The 15,248-nt window shown below is 56.0% G+C and carries 16 protein-coding genes; 8 read left to right on the top strand and 8 right to left on the bottom strand.

What is annotated here, in order from left to right; translation table 11 throughout:
- Positions 1-34: 34 nt before the first annotated feature.
- Positions 35-1,159, bottom strand: a complete 1,125-nt coding sequence (locus tag JI62_RS15045) for an aminotransferase class V-fold PLP-dependent enzyme (protein ID WP_088700918.1) — start codon at positions 1,157-1,159, stop codon at positions 35-37.
- A gap of 253 nt (positions 1,160-1,412) precedes the next feature.
- Here JI62_RS15045 and JI62_RS15050 point away from each other — a divergent pair, with 253 nt between their 5' ends.
- The 7 genes from JI62_RS15050 (at position 1,413) to JI62_RS15080 (ending at position 7,112) form a co-directional block, all read left to right on the top strand.
- Entirely contained in the window at positions 1,413-2,192 is a 780-nt protein-coding gene (locus JI62_RS15050) for a ThuA domain-containing protein (RefSeq protein ID WP_088700919.1), read from the top strand.
- Entirely contained in the window at positions 2,189-3,238 is a 1,050-nt protein-coding gene (locus JI62_RS15055; RefSeq protein ID WP_088700920.1) for a Gfo/Idh/MocA family protein, read from the top strand. Before JI62_RS15050 ends, JI62_RS15055 begins: the two co-directional genes overlap by 4 nt.
- Positions 3,239-3,293: 55 nt before the next feature.
- The gene (locus JI62_RS15060; RefSeq protein ID WP_425348124.1) at positions 3,294-4,565 is read left to right on the top strand and encodes an ABC transporter substrate-binding protein; all 1,272 of its coding nucleotides are present in this window, start codon (positions 3,294-3,296) and stop codon (positions 4,563-4,565) included.
- A gap of 72 nt (positions 4,566-4,637) precedes the next feature.
- Entirely contained in the window at positions 4,638-5,627 is a 990-nt protein-coding gene (locus JI62_RS15065) for a LacI family DNA-binding transcriptional regulator (protein WP_088700922.1), read from the top strand.
- 115 nt (positions 5,628-5,742) lie between these two features.
- On the top strand, positions 5,743-5,973 hold the full coding sequence (gene vapB / locus JI62_RS15070; RefSeq protein ID WP_088700923.1) for a type II toxin-antitoxin system VapB family antitoxin: 231 nt from the start codon (positions 5,743-5,745) through the stop codon (positions 5,971-5,973).
- Positions 5,970-6,383, top strand: coding sequence for a type II toxin-antitoxin system VapC family toxin (locus JI62_RS15075; RefSeq protein ID WP_088700924.1), 414 nt, complete (start codon positions 5,970-5,972; stop codon positions 6,381-6,383). Before vapB ends, JI62_RS15075 begins: the two co-directional genes overlap by 4 nt.
- Positions 6,384-6,677: 294 nt before the next feature.
- Positions 6,678-7,112 carry an acyl-CoA thioesterase gene (locus tag JI62_RS15080; protein ID WP_088701349.1) on the top strand — a complete coding sequence of 145 codons (435 nt, stop codon included), beginning with the start codon at positions 6,678-6,680 and terminating at the stop codon, positions 7,110-7,112.
- A 29-nt stretch (positions 7,113-7,141) separates the two neighbouring features.
- Here JI62_RS15080 and cdd read toward each other — a convergent pair whose 3' ends face one another.
- The 7 genes from cdd to JI62_RS15115 all read right to left on the bottom strand — a co-directional run bounded on the left by cdd (position 7,142) and on the right by JI62_RS15115 (position 13,941).
- The gene (cdd, locus tag JI62_RS15085) at positions 7,142-7,549 is read right to left on the bottom strand and encodes a cytidine deaminase (protein WP_088700925.1); all 408 of its coding nucleotides are present in this window, start codon (positions 7,547-7,549) and stop codon (positions 7,142-7,144) included.
- A 12-nt stretch (positions 7,550-7,561) separates the two neighbouring features.
- Complete coding sequence (gene deoD, locus JI62_RS15090; RefSeq protein ID WP_088700926.1) at positions 7,562-8,287, bottom strand: purine-nucleoside phosphorylase; 726 nt, start codon at positions 8,285-8,287, stop codon at positions 7,562-7,564.
- 12 nt (positions 8,288-8,299) lie between these two features.
- Positions 8,300-9,544: a phosphopentomutase gene (locus JI62_RS15095; protein WP_088700927.1), complete on the bottom strand. Its 1,245-nt coding sequence runs from the start codon at positions 9,542-9,544 to the stop codon at positions 8,300-8,302.
- The gene (deoA, locus tag JI62_RS15100; protein WP_088700928.1) at positions 9,541-10,896 is read right to left on the bottom strand and encodes a thymidine phosphorylase; all 1,356 of its coding nucleotides are present in this window, start codon (positions 10,894-10,896) and stop codon (positions 9,541-9,543) included. Before deoA ends, JI62_RS15095 begins: the two co-directional genes overlap by 4 nt.
- A complete protein-coding gene (gene deoC / locus JI62_RS15105; RefSeq protein WP_088700929.1) occupies positions 10,896-11,690 on the bottom strand; it encodes a deoxyribose-phosphate aldolase in 795 nt (264 codons plus the stop codon). The genes deoA and deoC overlap by 1 nt, the downstream gene beginning before the upstream one ends.
- Positions 11,691-11,775: 85 nt before the next feature.
- On the bottom strand, positions 11,776-13,059 hold the full coding sequence (locus tag JI62_RS15110) for a NupC/NupG family nucleoside CNT transporter (RefSeq protein ID WP_088700930.1): 1,284 nt from the start codon (positions 13,057-13,059) through the stop codon (positions 11,776-11,778).
- Positions 13,060-13,095: 36 nt separating this feature from the next.
- Positions 13,096-13,941 (bottom strand): outer membrane protein OmpK, encoded by an 846-nt coding sequence (locus tag JI62_RS15115; protein ID WP_088700931.1) that lies wholly within the window; start codon positions 13,939-13,941, stop codon positions 13,096-13,098.
- Between the two features lie 378 nt (positions 13,942-14,319).
- Here JI62_RS15115 and JI62_RS15120 point away from each other — a divergent pair, with 378 nt between their 5' ends.
- Positions 14,320-15,090, top strand: a complete 771-nt coding sequence (locus tag JI62_RS15120; RefSeq protein WP_088700932.1) for a DeoR/GlpR family DNA-binding transcription regulator — start codon at positions 14,320-14,322, stop codon at positions 15,088-15,090.
- Positions 15,091-15,248 lie beyond the last annotated feature (158 nt).

Raw genomic sequence — 15,248 nt, forward strand, 5'->3', positions numbered from 1 at the left:
GTTGCTTCTCTTAAGCACTCTATTAAACACGCGCTTAAACCACTGCTTTAATCGCTTGCTCCAAGCTGTTTACGCTGCGCTCTGTGTGGTGCAGCTTATCTAGACCAAATAGACCTATCCGGAAGGTTTGGAAGTTATCGCCCTCATCGCACATTAGCGGTACGCCGCCCGCCACTTGCACGCCCGCCTGGGCAAGTTTGCCCACCAAGCCGCTATCGTCGCTGTAGCACACCACCACGCCAGGGGCTTCAAATCCTTCCGCGGCAACGCTGACAAAACCGTGGCGCTTAAGCATCGCGCGGACTTCCCTGCCAATCGCCTGCTGCTCCTCTTTTACCTTGGCAAAGCCATAAGCCCGGGTCTCCTGCATAATGTCCCGTAACTGCCGCAGTGCATCGGTAGGCATGGTGGCGTGGTAAGCGTGCCCGCCATTTTCATAGGCCTGCATAATGCTGTGCCACTTGCCTAAGTCGCAGGCAAAGCTGTTGCTCTGGGTCTCGCTCAAACGCTGGGTGGCACGCTCTGAGAGCATCACCATGGCGCAGCAGGGCGAGCCGCTCCAGCCTTTCTGCGGTGCGCTGACCACCACATCAATGCCTAGCGCCTGCATATCCACCCACAGGGTGCCCGCCGCAATGGCGTCCAGCACGAACAGACCACCTACCTCATGAGTTGCTTCGGCAAGCGCCTGAATATAGTCGTCCGGGAGCAGCAAGCCAGCGGAGGTCTCCACTTGCGGGGCAAACACGACGGCAGGTTTCTCGCTACGAATTTGCGCCACGGCCTCATCAATGGGCACTGGATGAAAAGGTGAATGCGGATCATCGGCATTCAGGCGCCGTGCTTTAAGCACCGTGTGCTGTTGGGTTAAACGCCCCATCTCAATAATTTGCGTCCAACGGTAGCTGAACCAGCCATTGCGAATAACCAGGGGGTTCTGGTCAACGGCAAACTGGCGCGCCACCGCTTCCATACCAAAGGTACCACTCCCCGGCACGATGACCGCAGCGTGGGCGCTATACACCTCCTTAAGCGTGGCCGAAATGTCCCGCATCACACCTTGAAACTGCTGTGACATATGGTTCAGTGAGCGGTCGGTATAAACCACTGAGTATTCAAGCAGACCCTCGGGGTCGACATTGGGCAGTAAACCAGCCATGGCGTTCTCCTGGTGTTAGAAACAGCTAGTGAAACACGTGCTTGAGCGGCGCTAAAGCACGTGTGAACACATCAGAATACGGATAACCAGGGCGCTATGCCAATAGCGTTAGCGAACAGAGTGGTCCTCTTTAGTTCGACTAAAGTTGCAGATAAGTAAACGTTTACGTATTTGCAGTAAACGTTTACTTTAGCGTTTGAGAGGTACAAAGATGCTATTTAGGCGCGACTGCCAGTCTGGCTGAGGAGAAAAGATGACTATTAATGTCACCGTATGGGGTGAAAACGTTCACGAACAAACCAATGACGTCGTGGCACGCATTTATCCTGACGGCATGCATCACTGCATCGCCAGAGGTTTAAACGAAGCGAAGGGTATTCACGCCACCGCGGTTACCTTGCAAGACCCCGAGCAAGGGCTAAGTGAAGCAACCCTTGAGAATACCGATGTGCTGCTGTGGTGGGGCCACGCCGCCCACGGCGATGTGCTGGAAGAGACCGTCGACCGCGTACAGGCCCGCGTGTTGCAGGGCATGGGACTTATAGTGCTGCACTCTGGGCACTACGCAAAAATCTTCAAGCGTTTGATGGGCACCACCTGCTCTCTCAAGTGGCGGGAAGCGGGGGAGCGCGAGCGGCTGTGGGTCGTGAACCCTGGTCATCCTATCGTTCAGGGCCTGGGCGACTATATCGAGCTGCCGCATACCGAAATGTACGGCGAGCCGTTTGCGGTGCCCAACCCCGATGAGGTGATCTTTATCAGTGCCTTTGAAGGTGGCGAAGTATTCCGTTCAGGGCTGACCTACAAGCGCGGCAACGGCAAGATTTTCTACTTTCGCCCTGGCCACGAAACCTACCCGATTTACTATGACGTCCAAGTTAAAACGGTGCTGAAGAACGCGGTGAATTGGGCCCGCCCGGAAGGCTCCCGATGGATCGACAGCTGCCCAAATGTTCCTGCCGATCAGGCCCCCAACCCGGTGGAGATCAAAGGGGAAAGCCTGCATAAACCTGGCGAGGAGGGCTTCAAATGATCCGTTTAGCGATTATTGGCGCGGGCAGCATGGCAGGAGAGCACGCCAAGCACTTTGGCCGGATTGAGGGTGTGGAAGTAGTGGCGGTGTGCGATATGGAGCTGGCCAAGGCCCGCGACTTTGCTGGTCGTTTTGGTATCGCCGATGCGTATGACGACCTGGAGGCTATGCTGGCGCGGGAGGATATCCAGGCCGTTAGCAACGTCACGCCAGATGGTGTTCATAAGCGCACGTCACTGGCCGCGATTGCCGCCGGCAAACACATTTTATGTGAAAAACCGCTGGCGACGAATGCCGACGATGCTCATGCAATGGCCCAAGCGGCCGAGGCCGCCAACGTTATCAATATGGTCAACTTTAGCTATCGCGATGCACCGGCCATTCAGCACGCCCGTGCACTGATTACCGCTGGGGCGATTGGACAAGTCCGACACGTGGATGCCAGCTATCGGCAGAGCTGGCTGGTCAGCAATGCCTGGGGGCGTTGGGATCAGGATAGCCAGTGGCTTTGGCGGCTCTCGGAAGCCCACGGCAGTAAAGGCGTGCTAGGGGATGTGGGCGTCCATATTGTCGATTTTGCAAGCTTCCCCGTTGGCGATATTACCCGCGTTAACTGCGAACTGACCTGTTTTGAGAAAGCCCCGGATAACCGCATCGGCGACTATCTGCTGGATGCTAACGATACCGCGCTAATGCGAGTGACCTTTGCCAATGGAGCCAAGGGCACCCTTCAGGCTACCCGCTGGGCGACCGGGCATCACAACTCGCTAACCCTGAGCGTACACGGCGATAAAGGAGCTATTCGGGTCGATTTGGATACATCATTAGATGAGGTGCAGGTCTGCCTGGATGACAGTGTTCACCCCGCCCGCTGGAGCACGGTCAAGGCTCCGTCCACACCCAGTATCTATCAGCGTTTCATTGAAAGCATCCGCAGTGGTGAAAACGACCAGCCGGACTTTGCCCGCGGCGCGGCGATCCAAACCGTTCTTGATGCCTGTGTTATCTCCAGTCAGGAGGATCGCAGCTTGGCCATTGTCCGCTAAAACAATTGATACAACGCTCTAACCACCTACCAATAACAAATAGAGGTGAATTGCCATGTTCCACACCCCACGTAAAGCGCTATGTATGTTAGCGGGCCTGGCCTTGCTGCCTTTCGCGCTACCTGCCGATGCCGTCGAGATTACTATTGCCTGTGGTGATGGCGGTGAGGCAGATTTTTGCCCGGAGCTGGCGCAGCGCTGGGCAGAAGCGAACGGTCATCAGGTTAATATTGTAACCACGCCGCCGTCGCCCACTGAGAAACTCTCGCTGTACCAACAGCTGTTAGGCAGCCACTCGCAAGATGTGGATGTGCTAATGGTTGATATCGTCTGGCCAGGCTTATTAGCCGAGCACTTGGTCGATTTAAATGAGTACCTGCCTGACAGTGCCACCGAAGGATTTATTCCCTCTTTAATGGCGAATAATACCGTGCAGGGAAAATTGGTGGCACTGCCCTGGTTTACCGACGCGGGGTTACTTTACTACCGGCACGATTTATTAGACAAATACGACGCCTCAGTGCCGCAAACTTGGCGAGCTCTGACCGACACCGCGCGACAGATTCAAACCGCTGAGCGTGAGGCTGGCAATCAGCGAATGCACGGGTTTGTATTTCAGGGGCGGGCCTATGAAGGCTTGACCACCAATGCTTTAGAGTGGGTAGCGAGCTACGGCGGCGGTACCTTTATTGATGAAAAGGGGCAGGTGACGGTTAATAATGTCAATGCAGTCACCGCCTTAACCCTGGCTGCTTCGTGGATCGGTGATATTAGCCCCGAAGGCGTACGTAACTATATGGAAGAGGAAGCCCGAGGCGTCTTCCAGGCAGGAAATGCAGTTTTTATGCGCAACTGGCCTTACGCATGGTCGCTAGGGCAAGCCGATGGCACGCCGATTCAGGGCAAGTTTGCGGTGGCGCCGTTACCCAGTGGGCCTGATGGGCAGTCTGTCGCGACGCTTGGTGGCTGGAACTGGGCTGTTTCGCGCTACTCAGAACACCCAGCAATTGCTGCTGATTTAGCCGCCTATTTAAGTGCTGCCGAGCAACAGAAATCCCATGCGATTATGTATGGGCGTAATCCCACTCGGCCTGCCTTGTATGAAGACGACGATGTCTTGGCCGCTCAGCCCTTTATTGGCGAGCTTTATCAGACCGTAATGAATGGCGTGCCGCGCCCAGCCAGTATCACCGGAGATGCTTACCCTCGGGTATCTAATGCTATTTTTAACCGCGTGCACGAAGTCCTTTCTGGTGACGTTGAGCCCAGCCAGGCATTACAGCAGTTGGAAAGCGAGCTTATTCGTTTAGGGCGTCGTGGCTGGTAGTCTGTCGCAACGCCGGGCGTTTTTCGGCACACTGGACGCTTTCCAGGTGAGAGATAGGGCGAGAAATAGTCGGTGAGAGAGAGCAAACAAAGCGCCCAAACGGCCACCATTCGGGAAATTGCCCGGCGGGCCCAGGTATCGATTGCCTCGGTCAGCCGGGCCCTGAACGGCAAGCCGGGGCTCAGTGAGGCCCTGCGTGAGAAGATTTTGGCGATTAGTCGGGAAGTAGCCTACCAGCCCAGCGCCGCGGCTCGTCAGCTAATAAGCGGTAAAATGGCGGTGGTGGGCATCTCGCTCGGGCGTCAGGATATTGAGCTGCGCCCTTACTATATCTTGCTCTACCAGCATCTTACCGTGGCCCTTCATCAGCAGGGGATGGTGCCGGTGTTCTTTAATCACCAGCAAACCGCCGAACTGCCAGCGCGCGCGGGGGCAGCCATTTTGCTTGGTGAGGCTCCCAACGATGAGCGCCCAGCGCTGCTCAAATCTGCGGCGATTCCCTTTGTGCGCATAGGGGAGGCGGGGGCGGGCTTTTCCGTCTCCCCGGACGATAGGCAGGGTCTGTATGAGATGACCCACCACCTCATTACTCAGGGTCGCAGGCGGCTGGCGTTTATGGGTGGAGAGCTAGAGGTGCCGCGCCCCCATAGCCGTTTGGAGGGCTACCGGCGGGCGTTGGCAGAGGCTGGGTTTGCCGAACGCTTGATCAGCCTACCGCACCGCTTGGCGTCAGACTCCCTTAACAGCTATCGCTATTTAAATCGCTATTTAGATCAAGAGGGCGCCCAACCACTGCCTTTTGATGCGCTGGTATGCGCCACCGACGAACTAGCGTTGGGCTGTGTGGCCGCGCTGGAAGACCGTGGAATTGAGGTGCCTGTTCAGGTCGCGGTGACAGGCTTTGATGACCTGCCCACCCTCGCCACTGGGCTCACCACCGTACGGCAGGATATTGCCGAGATAGCCGAGACGAGCATGGCTCTACTGGCAGAAGCGAGGGCGGGGGAAGCGCCCCGTCACGTATCGCTGCCGGTGACGCTGGTGGTGCGCGAAACGAGTTAGCGCGGGGGTAGCTGCTCCAGCCCGAAGGCGTTGGGGAGCAGTGCTTGCATATGCCTTGCATATGCAAGAATGAGTGGCTATATTGTACAGATAAGGCATTTGTAGGGGGGGGGTTATGCGTACAGTATCCATTTTCAAAAACGGCAAAAATCAAGCCGTCCGATTACCTAACGATATGGCATATGAGGGTATCGGAGAGCTTGAAATCACGCGTGAAGGCGACGTCATCACATTGCGGCCTGTACGCCCCTCGTGGGTATCCTTCTCTGAACTACCCAAAGCGGATGACGATTTTCTAATTGAGCGTCCTAACGTTGTGAGTGATGAGGGCAGGTTCAATCTGTGACGACCTATATGCTGGATACCTGTATCTGTTCGTTCATTATGCGCGAGCGAGCAGTATCGGTGATTAGTCGTCTCGCTACTGAGGTGGAGCAGGGTAATCGAATAGTGGTATCAACGATCACGTATGCAGAAATGCGCTATGGCCAAATTGGCAAGAAGGCATCTGCTAAGCATAAGTCTCTAGTTGATGAGTTCGTGAAGCGGTTAGATGCCGTATTGCCCTGGGATAAGCAAGCCGTGGATGCGACCGTTGAGGTAATGCGAGTGTTAGCTAAGGCAGGCACGCCTATTGGCGCAAACGATGCGGCCATTGCCGGACATGCTATCGCCTCGGATTGTACGGTGGTTACCAACAATGTGCGTGAGTTTAGCCGGGTGCCAGGGCTGGTTTACGAGGATTGGGTTCATTAACGCTGTTTATTAAAAAAACAAAAAAACGACTATTTTTAATCGGTTGTGTAGTGTTTCTGCCGGTCTGTTAAGTGGATCCATATAAGCTTTCGCGCACTTTCTCCATTTTTATTCAATGGGCTATAAGCCATGCGTGCTCGTTTATTTTTGCGTAACCACTCTACCAGATGCGCGAAGGCAAGTTCTGGCCGAGCTGGCTCGATAACGTGATTGATTTTTTATGGGGACAACACAGTGAATCTATATTTTCGAATGATCTGGCTACTACTGACTGCGAAGCGTCGACGCGGTTGGATGCGCCTTAATGCCCTTGAAAATACCCTTGAGGGGCTTGTTTTACCCAATGATATCGACGTGAATGGCCACATGAACAATGGCCGGTTCATGACGGTCTGCGATCTTAACCGCATTGACTTATTCATTCGCACAGGCTTGGCTCGAATCATGCTTCGGCGAAAATGGATGCCCATCATCTCTTTCCATGACATGAACTACTATAAGTCACTCAAGCTGGGTCAGCGTTATCGCTGCAGCATGAGCATGGAGCGCTGGGACGAGAAGTATTTCTACATGCGGCACAAGTTTACCAACCCCAGTGGTGCCACGGTTGCTGAGGGTGTGTCGCGTGCGGTGATTCGTGGCAGAGACGGCGTCATTCCACCCGAAGAAGTGGTGGCTGCTGTGGAAGCGTATCAACAGTTGTACACGGAAAAGCCGTCAGCTAAATAAAGCGAAACGGCTTCTTTTGTGTAGGAATATTAACGCGGTGGCAGTTGCTCGGGCCCAAAACCGTCGGGCAGCAGGGCTTCCATGGTGTAGGTTTTCATTAGTTCACCGCTGCCGGAGAGCACCTTGATCTGCGTTTCTGGCGTTGCGAACTCGCGGATGCGCTGACGGCAATCGCCGCAGGGCGTGCAGAGGTGATCGCCCGGGCCCATGACGTAGACGGTCGCTAGCTGGCGCTGCCCGGCCGTGACCATGGCGGAAATGGCCGAGGCTTCGGCACACAGGCCTTTGTAGTGAGCGACTTCTACATTCGTACCCGCAAATTGCTGGCCATCCGGTGTCACCATGACTGACGCCACCGGGTGGGCCGAGTAAGGCACATAGGCGTTGGCTCGTGCGCTGAACAGTTTTTGGACAATCTCTTCGGATACCTGAGTCATGGTTTCTGTCTCCTAGGCGCGGGCAGCGTCGTCGCGCAGTACAGTGTCTAGCGCGATTAGCATCATGTCGTCAAAGGTGGTTTGACGATCGGCGCTGGAGAGCGAGTCGCCTTTCAAAATATGATCCGACACCGTGCAGATGGTCATGGCGCGGGCGCCAAACTCAGCGGCGACGCCGTAAAGACCGGCGGCTTCCATCTCGACGCCGACAATGCCGTAGCGTTTAAGCATTTCAGCCATTTCGGTTTGCGGGTTGTAGAACAAGTCCGCTGAGAAGATGTTGCCCACTTTGACCGGCACGTTCTTAGCCTTGGCGGCAGCCACCGCGTGCTGAGTCAGTTCAAAATCCGCAATCGCGGCGAAGTCGTGGTCGTTAAAGCGCATGCGATTGACCTTGGAGTCGGTGCTGGCGCCCATGCCGATGACCACATCGCGCACGTTAACGTCGTCGCGCACCGCGCCGCAGGAGCCCACGCGAATCAGTGATTTAACGCCGTAGTCGGTGATCAGCTCTTTGGCGTAGATGGAGACCGACGGAATGCCCATGCCGTGGCCCATCACGGAAATCGCGCGGCCTTTGTAGGTGCCGGTATAACCGAACATATTGCGCACGTCATTGACCTGGCGAACGTTCTCCAGGTAGGTGTCAGCGATGTACTTGGCGCGCAGCGGGTCGCCGGGCATCAGGACGGTATCGGCGAAATCACCGGGAGCAGCGTTAATATGCGGGGTTGCCATCAAATATCTCCTTTAAGCGGCTTCAGGAAGAAAGCTTTTGCCATCGGCCATGGCCGGTAGCAGGAAAAAGTCGGCCAGGGTTTGGCCAATATCGGCAAAGGTGCCGCGCTCGCCCAGCGGGCCGGGGGTAAAACCGTGGCCGTGCACCAGAATGGGAATGTACTCGCGGGTGTGCTCGGTGCCGTGCCAGCTGGGGTCGCAGCCGTGATCGGCGGTGAGGATCAGTAGATCGTCTTCGCTCAAAGAAGCCAGCAACTTCGGTAATTTGGCATCGAAATCTTCCAGCGCTTCGGCATAGCCCGGCACGTCCCGGCGGTGGCCATAGACCGAGTCAAAATCGACAAAGTTGGTCATGATCATCACGCGCTCACCTTCATCGCGCTGACTGGTACGCTCGATCTCGTTGAGGGTGGCGTCCATTAGTGCGTCGTGGCCGCTGGCTTTTACCTTGTGGGTAATGCCGCAGTGGGCGTAGATATCGGCAATTTTACCAATCGAGACCACTTCCCCACCGGCATCGGCAAGCTTCTGCAGCACCGTAGGCGAGGGCGGTTCGACGCTGTAGTCGCGACGGTTGCCGGTGCGGGCGAACGTTTTGCTATCTTCGCCGATAAACGGACGCGCAATGACGCGGCCGATGTTGTAGGGCTCCAGCAGCTCGCGCACGGTTTCGCACAGCTTATAAAGGCGTTCAAGGCCGAAATGCTCTTCGTGGGCGGCAATCTGAAAAACCGAGTCCGCCGAGGTATAAACGATGGGCTTGTCGGTGGCTATATGCTCTTCACCCAGGCGGGCGATGATCTCGGTGCCTGACGCATGGCAGTTGCCAATCACGCCGGTAAGGTCAGCTTCTTGGACGATGGCGTCGAGCAGCTCAAGAGGGAAACTGTCAGTTTTATCCAGAAAGTAGCCCCAATCAAAGCGTACCGGGACACCGGCGATTTCCCAGTGGCCGGAGGGGGTATCTTTGCCGCTGGAAATCTCTTTGCCGTGGGCGTAAGCACCTTCCAGACTTTCCGGCAGCGTCACGCCTTCGGCAACGCTGCCGGTGGCATCGCGGTGGGCGTGAAATAGCCCCAACTTGGCCATATTAGGCAGCTTGAGTGGCCCTGAACGGTTGGCGTTATCCGCCTCGCCGCGGGCGCAAGCGGCAGCGATATGACCCAAGGTGTCGGAACCTTCATCGCCGAAGGTGGCGGCATCGGGGGCGGCGCCAATACCAAACGAATCGAGGACTAATACTATCGCGCGGCTCATAAGGCTTCTCCACGGAAAGTGTCTTGTAGCAGGGTGTCGGCGCTGGCGGTACCTTCGCCAATGGTAAATGCGGCGCGGAGCTGCTCAGCGGCGCGCTCGGCGGCGGCTTCACTGCGGGCGTGCACCATGGCGATGGGGCGCTGGCTATCCACGTGCTCACCGATTTCGACGATGTCGGTAAAGCCGACGCTGTGGTCGACGCTGGCGTCGTTACGCAGGCGGCCACCGCCCAGTTCCACCACGCTCATGCCCACCGCGCGGGTATCGATACGTTGTACGACACCTGATTGCTCGGCATACACCGGCTTAATCACCTCGGCTTTGGCCAAGTAGTGCTCCGAGCGCTCCATAAAGTCGCTGGGGCCGCCGAGTTCGCGCACCATGCGGGCGAATACTTCAGCCGCTGCGCCAGAGGTTAGCGCCTTCTCAAGCTGAGTAAGTGCCTCTTCACGTGAGCCTGCTAGTTTGCCCGCAATCAGCATTTCCACTGCCAGTTCACGGGTGACTTGCATCACGCGGCTGTTGGGGCGGTCGCCGCGCAGCAGGGCCAGTGTCTCGACGATTTCAACGGCATTACCGGCGCAGGGGGCTAGTGGCTGGCTCATATCGGTAAGCAGGGCAGTGGTGGGCGTACCCGCTTGGGTGGCCACATTGGCAATACTTTTAGCCAACTCGCGAGATTTTTCCGGCGTGGGCATAAAGGCGCCGCTGCCGACTTTAACGTCCATTACCAGCGCATCCAGTCCGGAAGCCAGCTTCTTGCCTAGAATAGAGGCGGTAATCAGCGGGATGGATTCCACGGTGGCAGTCACGTCCCGCACGCCGTAAATACGTTTATCGGCAGGTGCCAAGTCGCCGGTCTGACCGATAATCGCTACACCGGTGGATTTCACCACCTCGCGGAAACGCTCTGGTGCGGGGTAAGGGTCGTAGCCGGGGATTGATTCAAGCTTATCCAGCGTGCCGCCGGTATGGCCCAGGCCACGCCCGGAGATCATCGGTACAAAGGCGCCGCAGGCAGCCACCCAGGGGCCGAGCACGAGCGAGACTAAATCGCCCACGCCGCCAGTGGAGTGTTTGTCTACGATCGGGCCGGGCAGGTTTAGGTCGCTCCACTGCATCACATGACCGGAATCGCGGGTGGCAGTAGTCAGGGCTACGACTTCTTCACGGCTCATGCCGTTGAGGAACACTGCCATGGTGAAGGCGCCAATCTGGGCGTCGCTGATACGGTCATCGGCAATGCCCTGGACAAAGGCTTTGATCTCTTCCGCGGGCAGCGACTGGTTATCACGCTTTAAGCGAATCAGCTCCTGGGGGAGCAGGGTGTGTTGAGTGGCGTTGGCAGACATTAGTAACCTCCCTCTGTAGTGGCCGCGTTGGTGTTGCCGGTCAACGTCGCCAGCAGATTGCCCAGCAGGCTAGAGGCACCAAAGCGGAAGTGCGCGGGCGTCGCCCAGCCTGGGCCCATGATGTCGTTGGCAAGCGCCAAATATTCTGCTGCGTCTTCGGCGGTTTTGACGCCACCCGCCGCTTTGAAGCCGACGTCCTGGCCACTGGCTTTAATCGCCTTGAGCATGATTTCGGCGGCTTCAAGGGTGGCGTTAATGGCCACTTTGCCAGTGGACGTTTTAATAAAATCAGCGCCACCCTCAATAGCGAGTTCGCTGGCGCGTTTAATCAGCGCAGGCTCTTTAAGCTCGCCTGACTCAATGATCACTTTGAGCAGTGCTTGGCCAGCGCAGGCGGCTTTGCACATTTCTACCAGCTCAAGGCCGGTCTCTTCGTCGCCTGCCATCAGCGCGCGGTAGGGAAATACCACATCAACTTCATGGGCGCCGGAGGCAACTGCATCGCGGGTTTCACGGGCGGCGGCCATAATGTCGTCGTCGCCATTAGGGAAATTGGTGACCGTGGCGATCTTTACCTGCTCATTTAGCTTGTGAGCAGTCAGGGCACGTTGTGCGGTAACAATAAACTGTGGGTACACGCAGACCGCGGCAGGGGTACCGAAGGGCGTTTTTACCTGCTGACAAAGCGCTTCAATGGTGCTGTCTGTGTCGTTGTCATTCAGGCTCGTTAGATCCATGAGGGTGAGTGCTTGGCGGGCGGCTTGGACGATATGGGGAGAGGCGGTCGCAGTCATGGAATTCTCACAAATCAGTAAAAGATAAAAACGGGCACTGCGGATAAAACCGCAGCGCCCGTCACCTTCAGCAAATCTCGCTGTGTTAAGCAGTGACGTTACTTAGGGCGATAAAGAAGCCAGCAATCGAGGCCGACATCAGGTTGGACAGTGTACCGGCCAACACGGCTTTGACACCAAAGCGGGCAATCTCTTTGCGGCGGGTCGGGGCAATGCTACCCAGGCCTCCCAGCAGAATCGCAATGGAGGAGAGGTTGGCAAAGCCACACAGCGCAAAAGAGAGAATCGCCATAGTGTGCGGCGTCATCATTTGACCCGTGGCAGCTACCACCTGTTCCCCATCAATGTAGGGCGCCAGGTTGATATAAGCGACAAACTCGTTGACCACTAACTTTTGGCCAATGAAAGAGCCTGCCAGCGTGGCCTCTTCCCAGGGTACACCTAATAGGAAGGCCAGTGGGGCAAACAGCCAGCCCAGGATCAGTTCCAGGCTCAGCGAGTCAAAGCCCACCCAGCCGCCAATACCACCCAAAATACCGTTGACCAACGCAATCAGGGCGATAAAGGCCAGCAGCATGGCGCCCACGTTGGCTGCCAGCATTAGGCCCGAGGTGGCACCTGATGCGGCAGCATCCAGGACGTTGGCAGGTTTATCTTCCTTGGCTTCAATCTCCTCTTCCACCTTGGTAACGCTGTCGCTGTCGGTGACATCTTGGGTTTCCGGCATGATCAGCTTGGCAAACAGTAAGCCACCGGGGGCCGCCATAAAGGAGGCGGCTACCAAGTACTCCATGGGAATGCCCAGCGCCGCGTAGCCCGCCAGTACTGAACCAGCCACCGACGCCAGACCGCCACACATAACGGCAAACAGCTGCGACGGTGTCATGCGGGCGATAAAGGGACGTACCACCAGCGGTGCTTCGGTTTGGCCGACGAAGATATTCGCGGTGGCGGAGAGCGACTCCGTGCGTGAAGTGCCTAGCGCTTTCTGCAGCGCGCCACCGAGGATACGAATCACCCACTGCATAATGCCGATGTAGTAGAGCACGGCGATTAGCGAGGAGAAGAAGATAATGACCGGCAGCACTTTGATGGCGAATACAAAGCCGACGTTATCCACATCGGCTAAGCCGCCGAAGAGAAAGCCGATACCGTCGTTGGCATACACCAAAATCTGGCTAACGCCGGACGAGATGGCCTGAAGCACCGCTTGGCCAAACGGCACATAGAGTACAAAGGCACCAATACCCGCTTGAATAGCAAAGGCACCCAGCACGGTACGTAAGCGAATGGACTTACGGTCGTAGGAGAAGATCAGGGCAATGGCCACCAGAGTGACCATACCCACCAAGCTCATAAGGAGTGTCATAAGGTGATCCTTCGAGTCCGCGAGTAAGAAGCGCGTTTATAGTAAGTTGAGCTTGACGGAGTAGATCATCGCATTCTGATAGTCGTTGGGGGTGCCCAACTTATTATCAGAGTAGCGGTACTGAATGCCGGTGGTGATTAAGTCACTAGGATGCCACCACAGGCTCAGTGCACCGTTGGTGCCTACACTGCCCGCTGTATCGCCCACGTAGTTCTGCTCCAGATACTCATCGTCACGGCCAAACGTCTGTTCGTGCCAGTTGGTGACGCTGAAGTTCTGGTTGAGCGCAGTGAAATCATAACCCGCGACCCACCCTGCCATATAGCCGTTCATGCCGGTATAGCTATTGCTTTGCACCCGCGCCGCGCCAATGAAGGGTTTAAACCATAGGCCGTTATCAAAGGTGGTACGGTAACCCAAACCCAGAATCTGATCCTGCTCGCGGCTGTTATAGCCGTAATCGCGGAAGTCATAGAGGTGGGCATAAATCGACAGCGGGCTATCACCCAGGTAAATATGCGAGGTCACTTTGCCCGCGGTGCGGAAGTTGTCTTTACCACCGCTTGACTCATCGAACTGATCGTTGGTGGGGTTCTCGAAATCAAAGAAGCCGTAAAACTCACCCCAGCTAAAGCCAGCGCCGCCTTCGATTTCGAGAAACATAAAGTCGCTTTTCGCCGCGTTGGAAGCGGTGCGATCTTCGGTACCGTTTGACCAGTCCAGGTAGTTAACCGAAACGTTGGCGAATGACCACAGCCGGTCAAGGGGATGCGGCTGAGTAGACTCATCTGCCATTAGCGGCATAGTGAGCATTGCCCCTAATACGCCAGCGCCAAGCGCGATCTTAGACGAAGGGGTGCGAGAGAGTGTTCGAGCAGTCATAAGAGCCTCAACAAGGGTTGTCGCGGAGCCATTTGGGTGTGGCTATCCGAGGTTATAGTCGTGCGGGCTGGCGTTAATGTTAAAATTATAACATTCAGTGTTATTTTTCTAACGTTGATTTGCAAGTATTGTCACATCAACGCTATTTAAATGTCATATAACTCTCGCGGGGATCAGGTAGAGGCTGGGCGGTTCAAGGGTTGTGGTAGCCGTGGAGACATGGCCGTAGAGACATCCCATGACGATATAGCAGTGGAAATTCCGCCGTTGCTCACGCAGCATAGAAATGAACGCTGACTATTTAGGAAGGCAGCATCGCCAAGACATCGATACGATATTTACGTTTAGCTTCACACAACAAGAGGGGTTTGCAAGGAGATGCCCACTACCAATGGCCGAAGCGCGCTGCGCCTTGCCAAACTTCAGGAAGCGCTTGCCAGTGGCGGCACTCTGCATCTGCGCGATGCCGCAGAGTTGTGCGATGTTTCAGAAATGACCATCCGCCGCGATCTGACTACCCAGAAGACCGCTATTAGCCTGCTGGGGGGGCGGCTAGTGATGGCAAATTACCCGGGCGTAACCCCTATTTATGATTTAAATGAGCAGCAGGCCAGCCACTATCAAGCCAAGCACCGGCTCTGCCAGCGCGCCTTAGCTTATATACAAGAGGGCGATACGCTGTTTATTGACTGCGGGTCAACGCTGATGCCGCTGCTAAGCCAGTTAAGTCATTTCCACGAACTGACGGTAGTCACCTATGCGTTAAACGTTGCCAATGCTGTCGCTGCACTCCCCAACGTGCGCTTGGTACTGCTGGGTGGGCTGTTTTATCCTGCTTCGCAGTCATTTGGCAGCGACAATATGGCCGCTGCCATCGAACGGTTGGGTATTAATAAAGCGCTGATATCGGCGGCTGGGGTAGATCTAGAGCGAGGTGTTAGCTGCTTTCACTTTCACGAAGTTGCACCCAAACAGGCAGCCATTGCCACCGCCATGCAGCGGCTGTTGGTGGTGGATGCTAGCAAGTTCGGCGTAGTACGCCCTGCCTATTTCGCTGCTCTGGACGATTTTGATGTGGTGGTTACCGACGAAGAGAAGACACATAGCAGTCAATACCTGGGGTGCGGCAATGCGCCACTTCTTTCGTGATCTAGATCAATAGAAAATACTTTAGTCTTAGCTGCTTAAGTCCTTTAGTGCTTAAGCAGCGCGACTCGTCGCCATTTCCCATTCGGCGACGCATATTTTTCCCGGAGCAGTGACGCTCACAGCTTCATGCAGTGTTCTGACGAGCATGTTTTGGGAAG

The sequence above is a fragment of the Halomonas campaniensis genome (assembly GCF_002211105.1).
GTDB classification, from domain to species: Bacteria; Pseudomonadota; Gammaproteobacteria; order Pseudomonadales; family Halomonadaceae; genus Vreelandella; species Vreelandella campaniensis_A.

Excerpts from the sequence above, each read along its gene's own strand:
- vapB (WP_088700923.1), top strand. The coding sequence starts at position 5,743 with ATGCGTACAGTATCCATTTTCAAAAACGGCAAAAATCAAGCCGTCCGA.
- JI62_RS15120 (WP_088700932.1), top strand. The coding sequence starts at position 14,320 with ATGCCCACTACCAATGGCCGAAGCGCGCTGCGCCTTGCCAAACTTCAG.
- JI62_RS15050 (WP_088700919.1), top strand. The coding sequence starts at position 1,413 with ATGACTATTAATGTCACCGTATGGGGTGAAAACGTTCACGAACAAACC.
- deoA (WP_088700928.1), bottom strand. The coding sequence starts at position 10,896 with ATGTCTGCCAACGCCACTCAACACACCCTGCTCCCCCAGGAGCTGATT.
- cdd (WP_088700925.1), bottom strand. The coding sequence starts at position 7,549 with ATGACTCAGGTATCCGAAGAGATTGTCCAAAAACTGTTCAGCGCACGA.
- JI62_RS15095 (WP_088700927.1), bottom strand. The coding sequence starts at position 9,544 with ATGAGCCGCGCGATAGTATTAGTCCTCGATTCGTTTGGTATTGGCGCC.
- JI62_RS15055 (WP_088700920.1), top strand. The coding sequence starts at position 2,189 with ATGATCCGTTTAGCGATTATTGGCGCGGGCAGCATGGCAGGAGAGCAC.
- JI62_RS15110 (WP_088700930.1), bottom strand. The coding sequence starts at position 13,059 with ATGACACTCCTTATGAGCTTGGTGGGTATGGTCACTCTGGTGGCCATT.
- JI62_RS15045 (WP_088700918.1), bottom strand. The coding sequence starts at position 1,159 with ATGGCTGGTTTACTGCCCAATGTCGACCCCGAGGGTCTGCTTGAATAC.
- deoC (WP_088700929.1), bottom strand. The coding sequence starts at position 11,690 with ATGACTGCGACCGCCTCTCCCCATATCGTCCAAGCCGCCCGCCAAGCA.
- JI62_RS15080 (WP_088701349.1), top strand. The coding sequence starts at position 6,678 with ATGCGCCTTAATGCCCTTGAAAATACCCTTGAGGGGCTTGTTTTACCC.
- deoD (WP_088700926.1), bottom strand. The coding sequence starts at position 8,287 with ATGGCAACCCCGCATATTAACGCTGCTCCCGGTGATTTCGCCGATACC.
- JI62_RS15115 (WP_088700931.1), bottom strand. The coding sequence starts at position 13,941 with ATGACTGCTCGAACACTCTCTCGCACCCCTTCGTCTAAGATCGCGCTT.
- JI62_RS15060 (WP_425348124.1), top strand. The coding sequence starts at position 3,294 with ATGTTCCACACCCCACGTAAAGCGCTATGTATGTTAGCGGGCCTGGCC.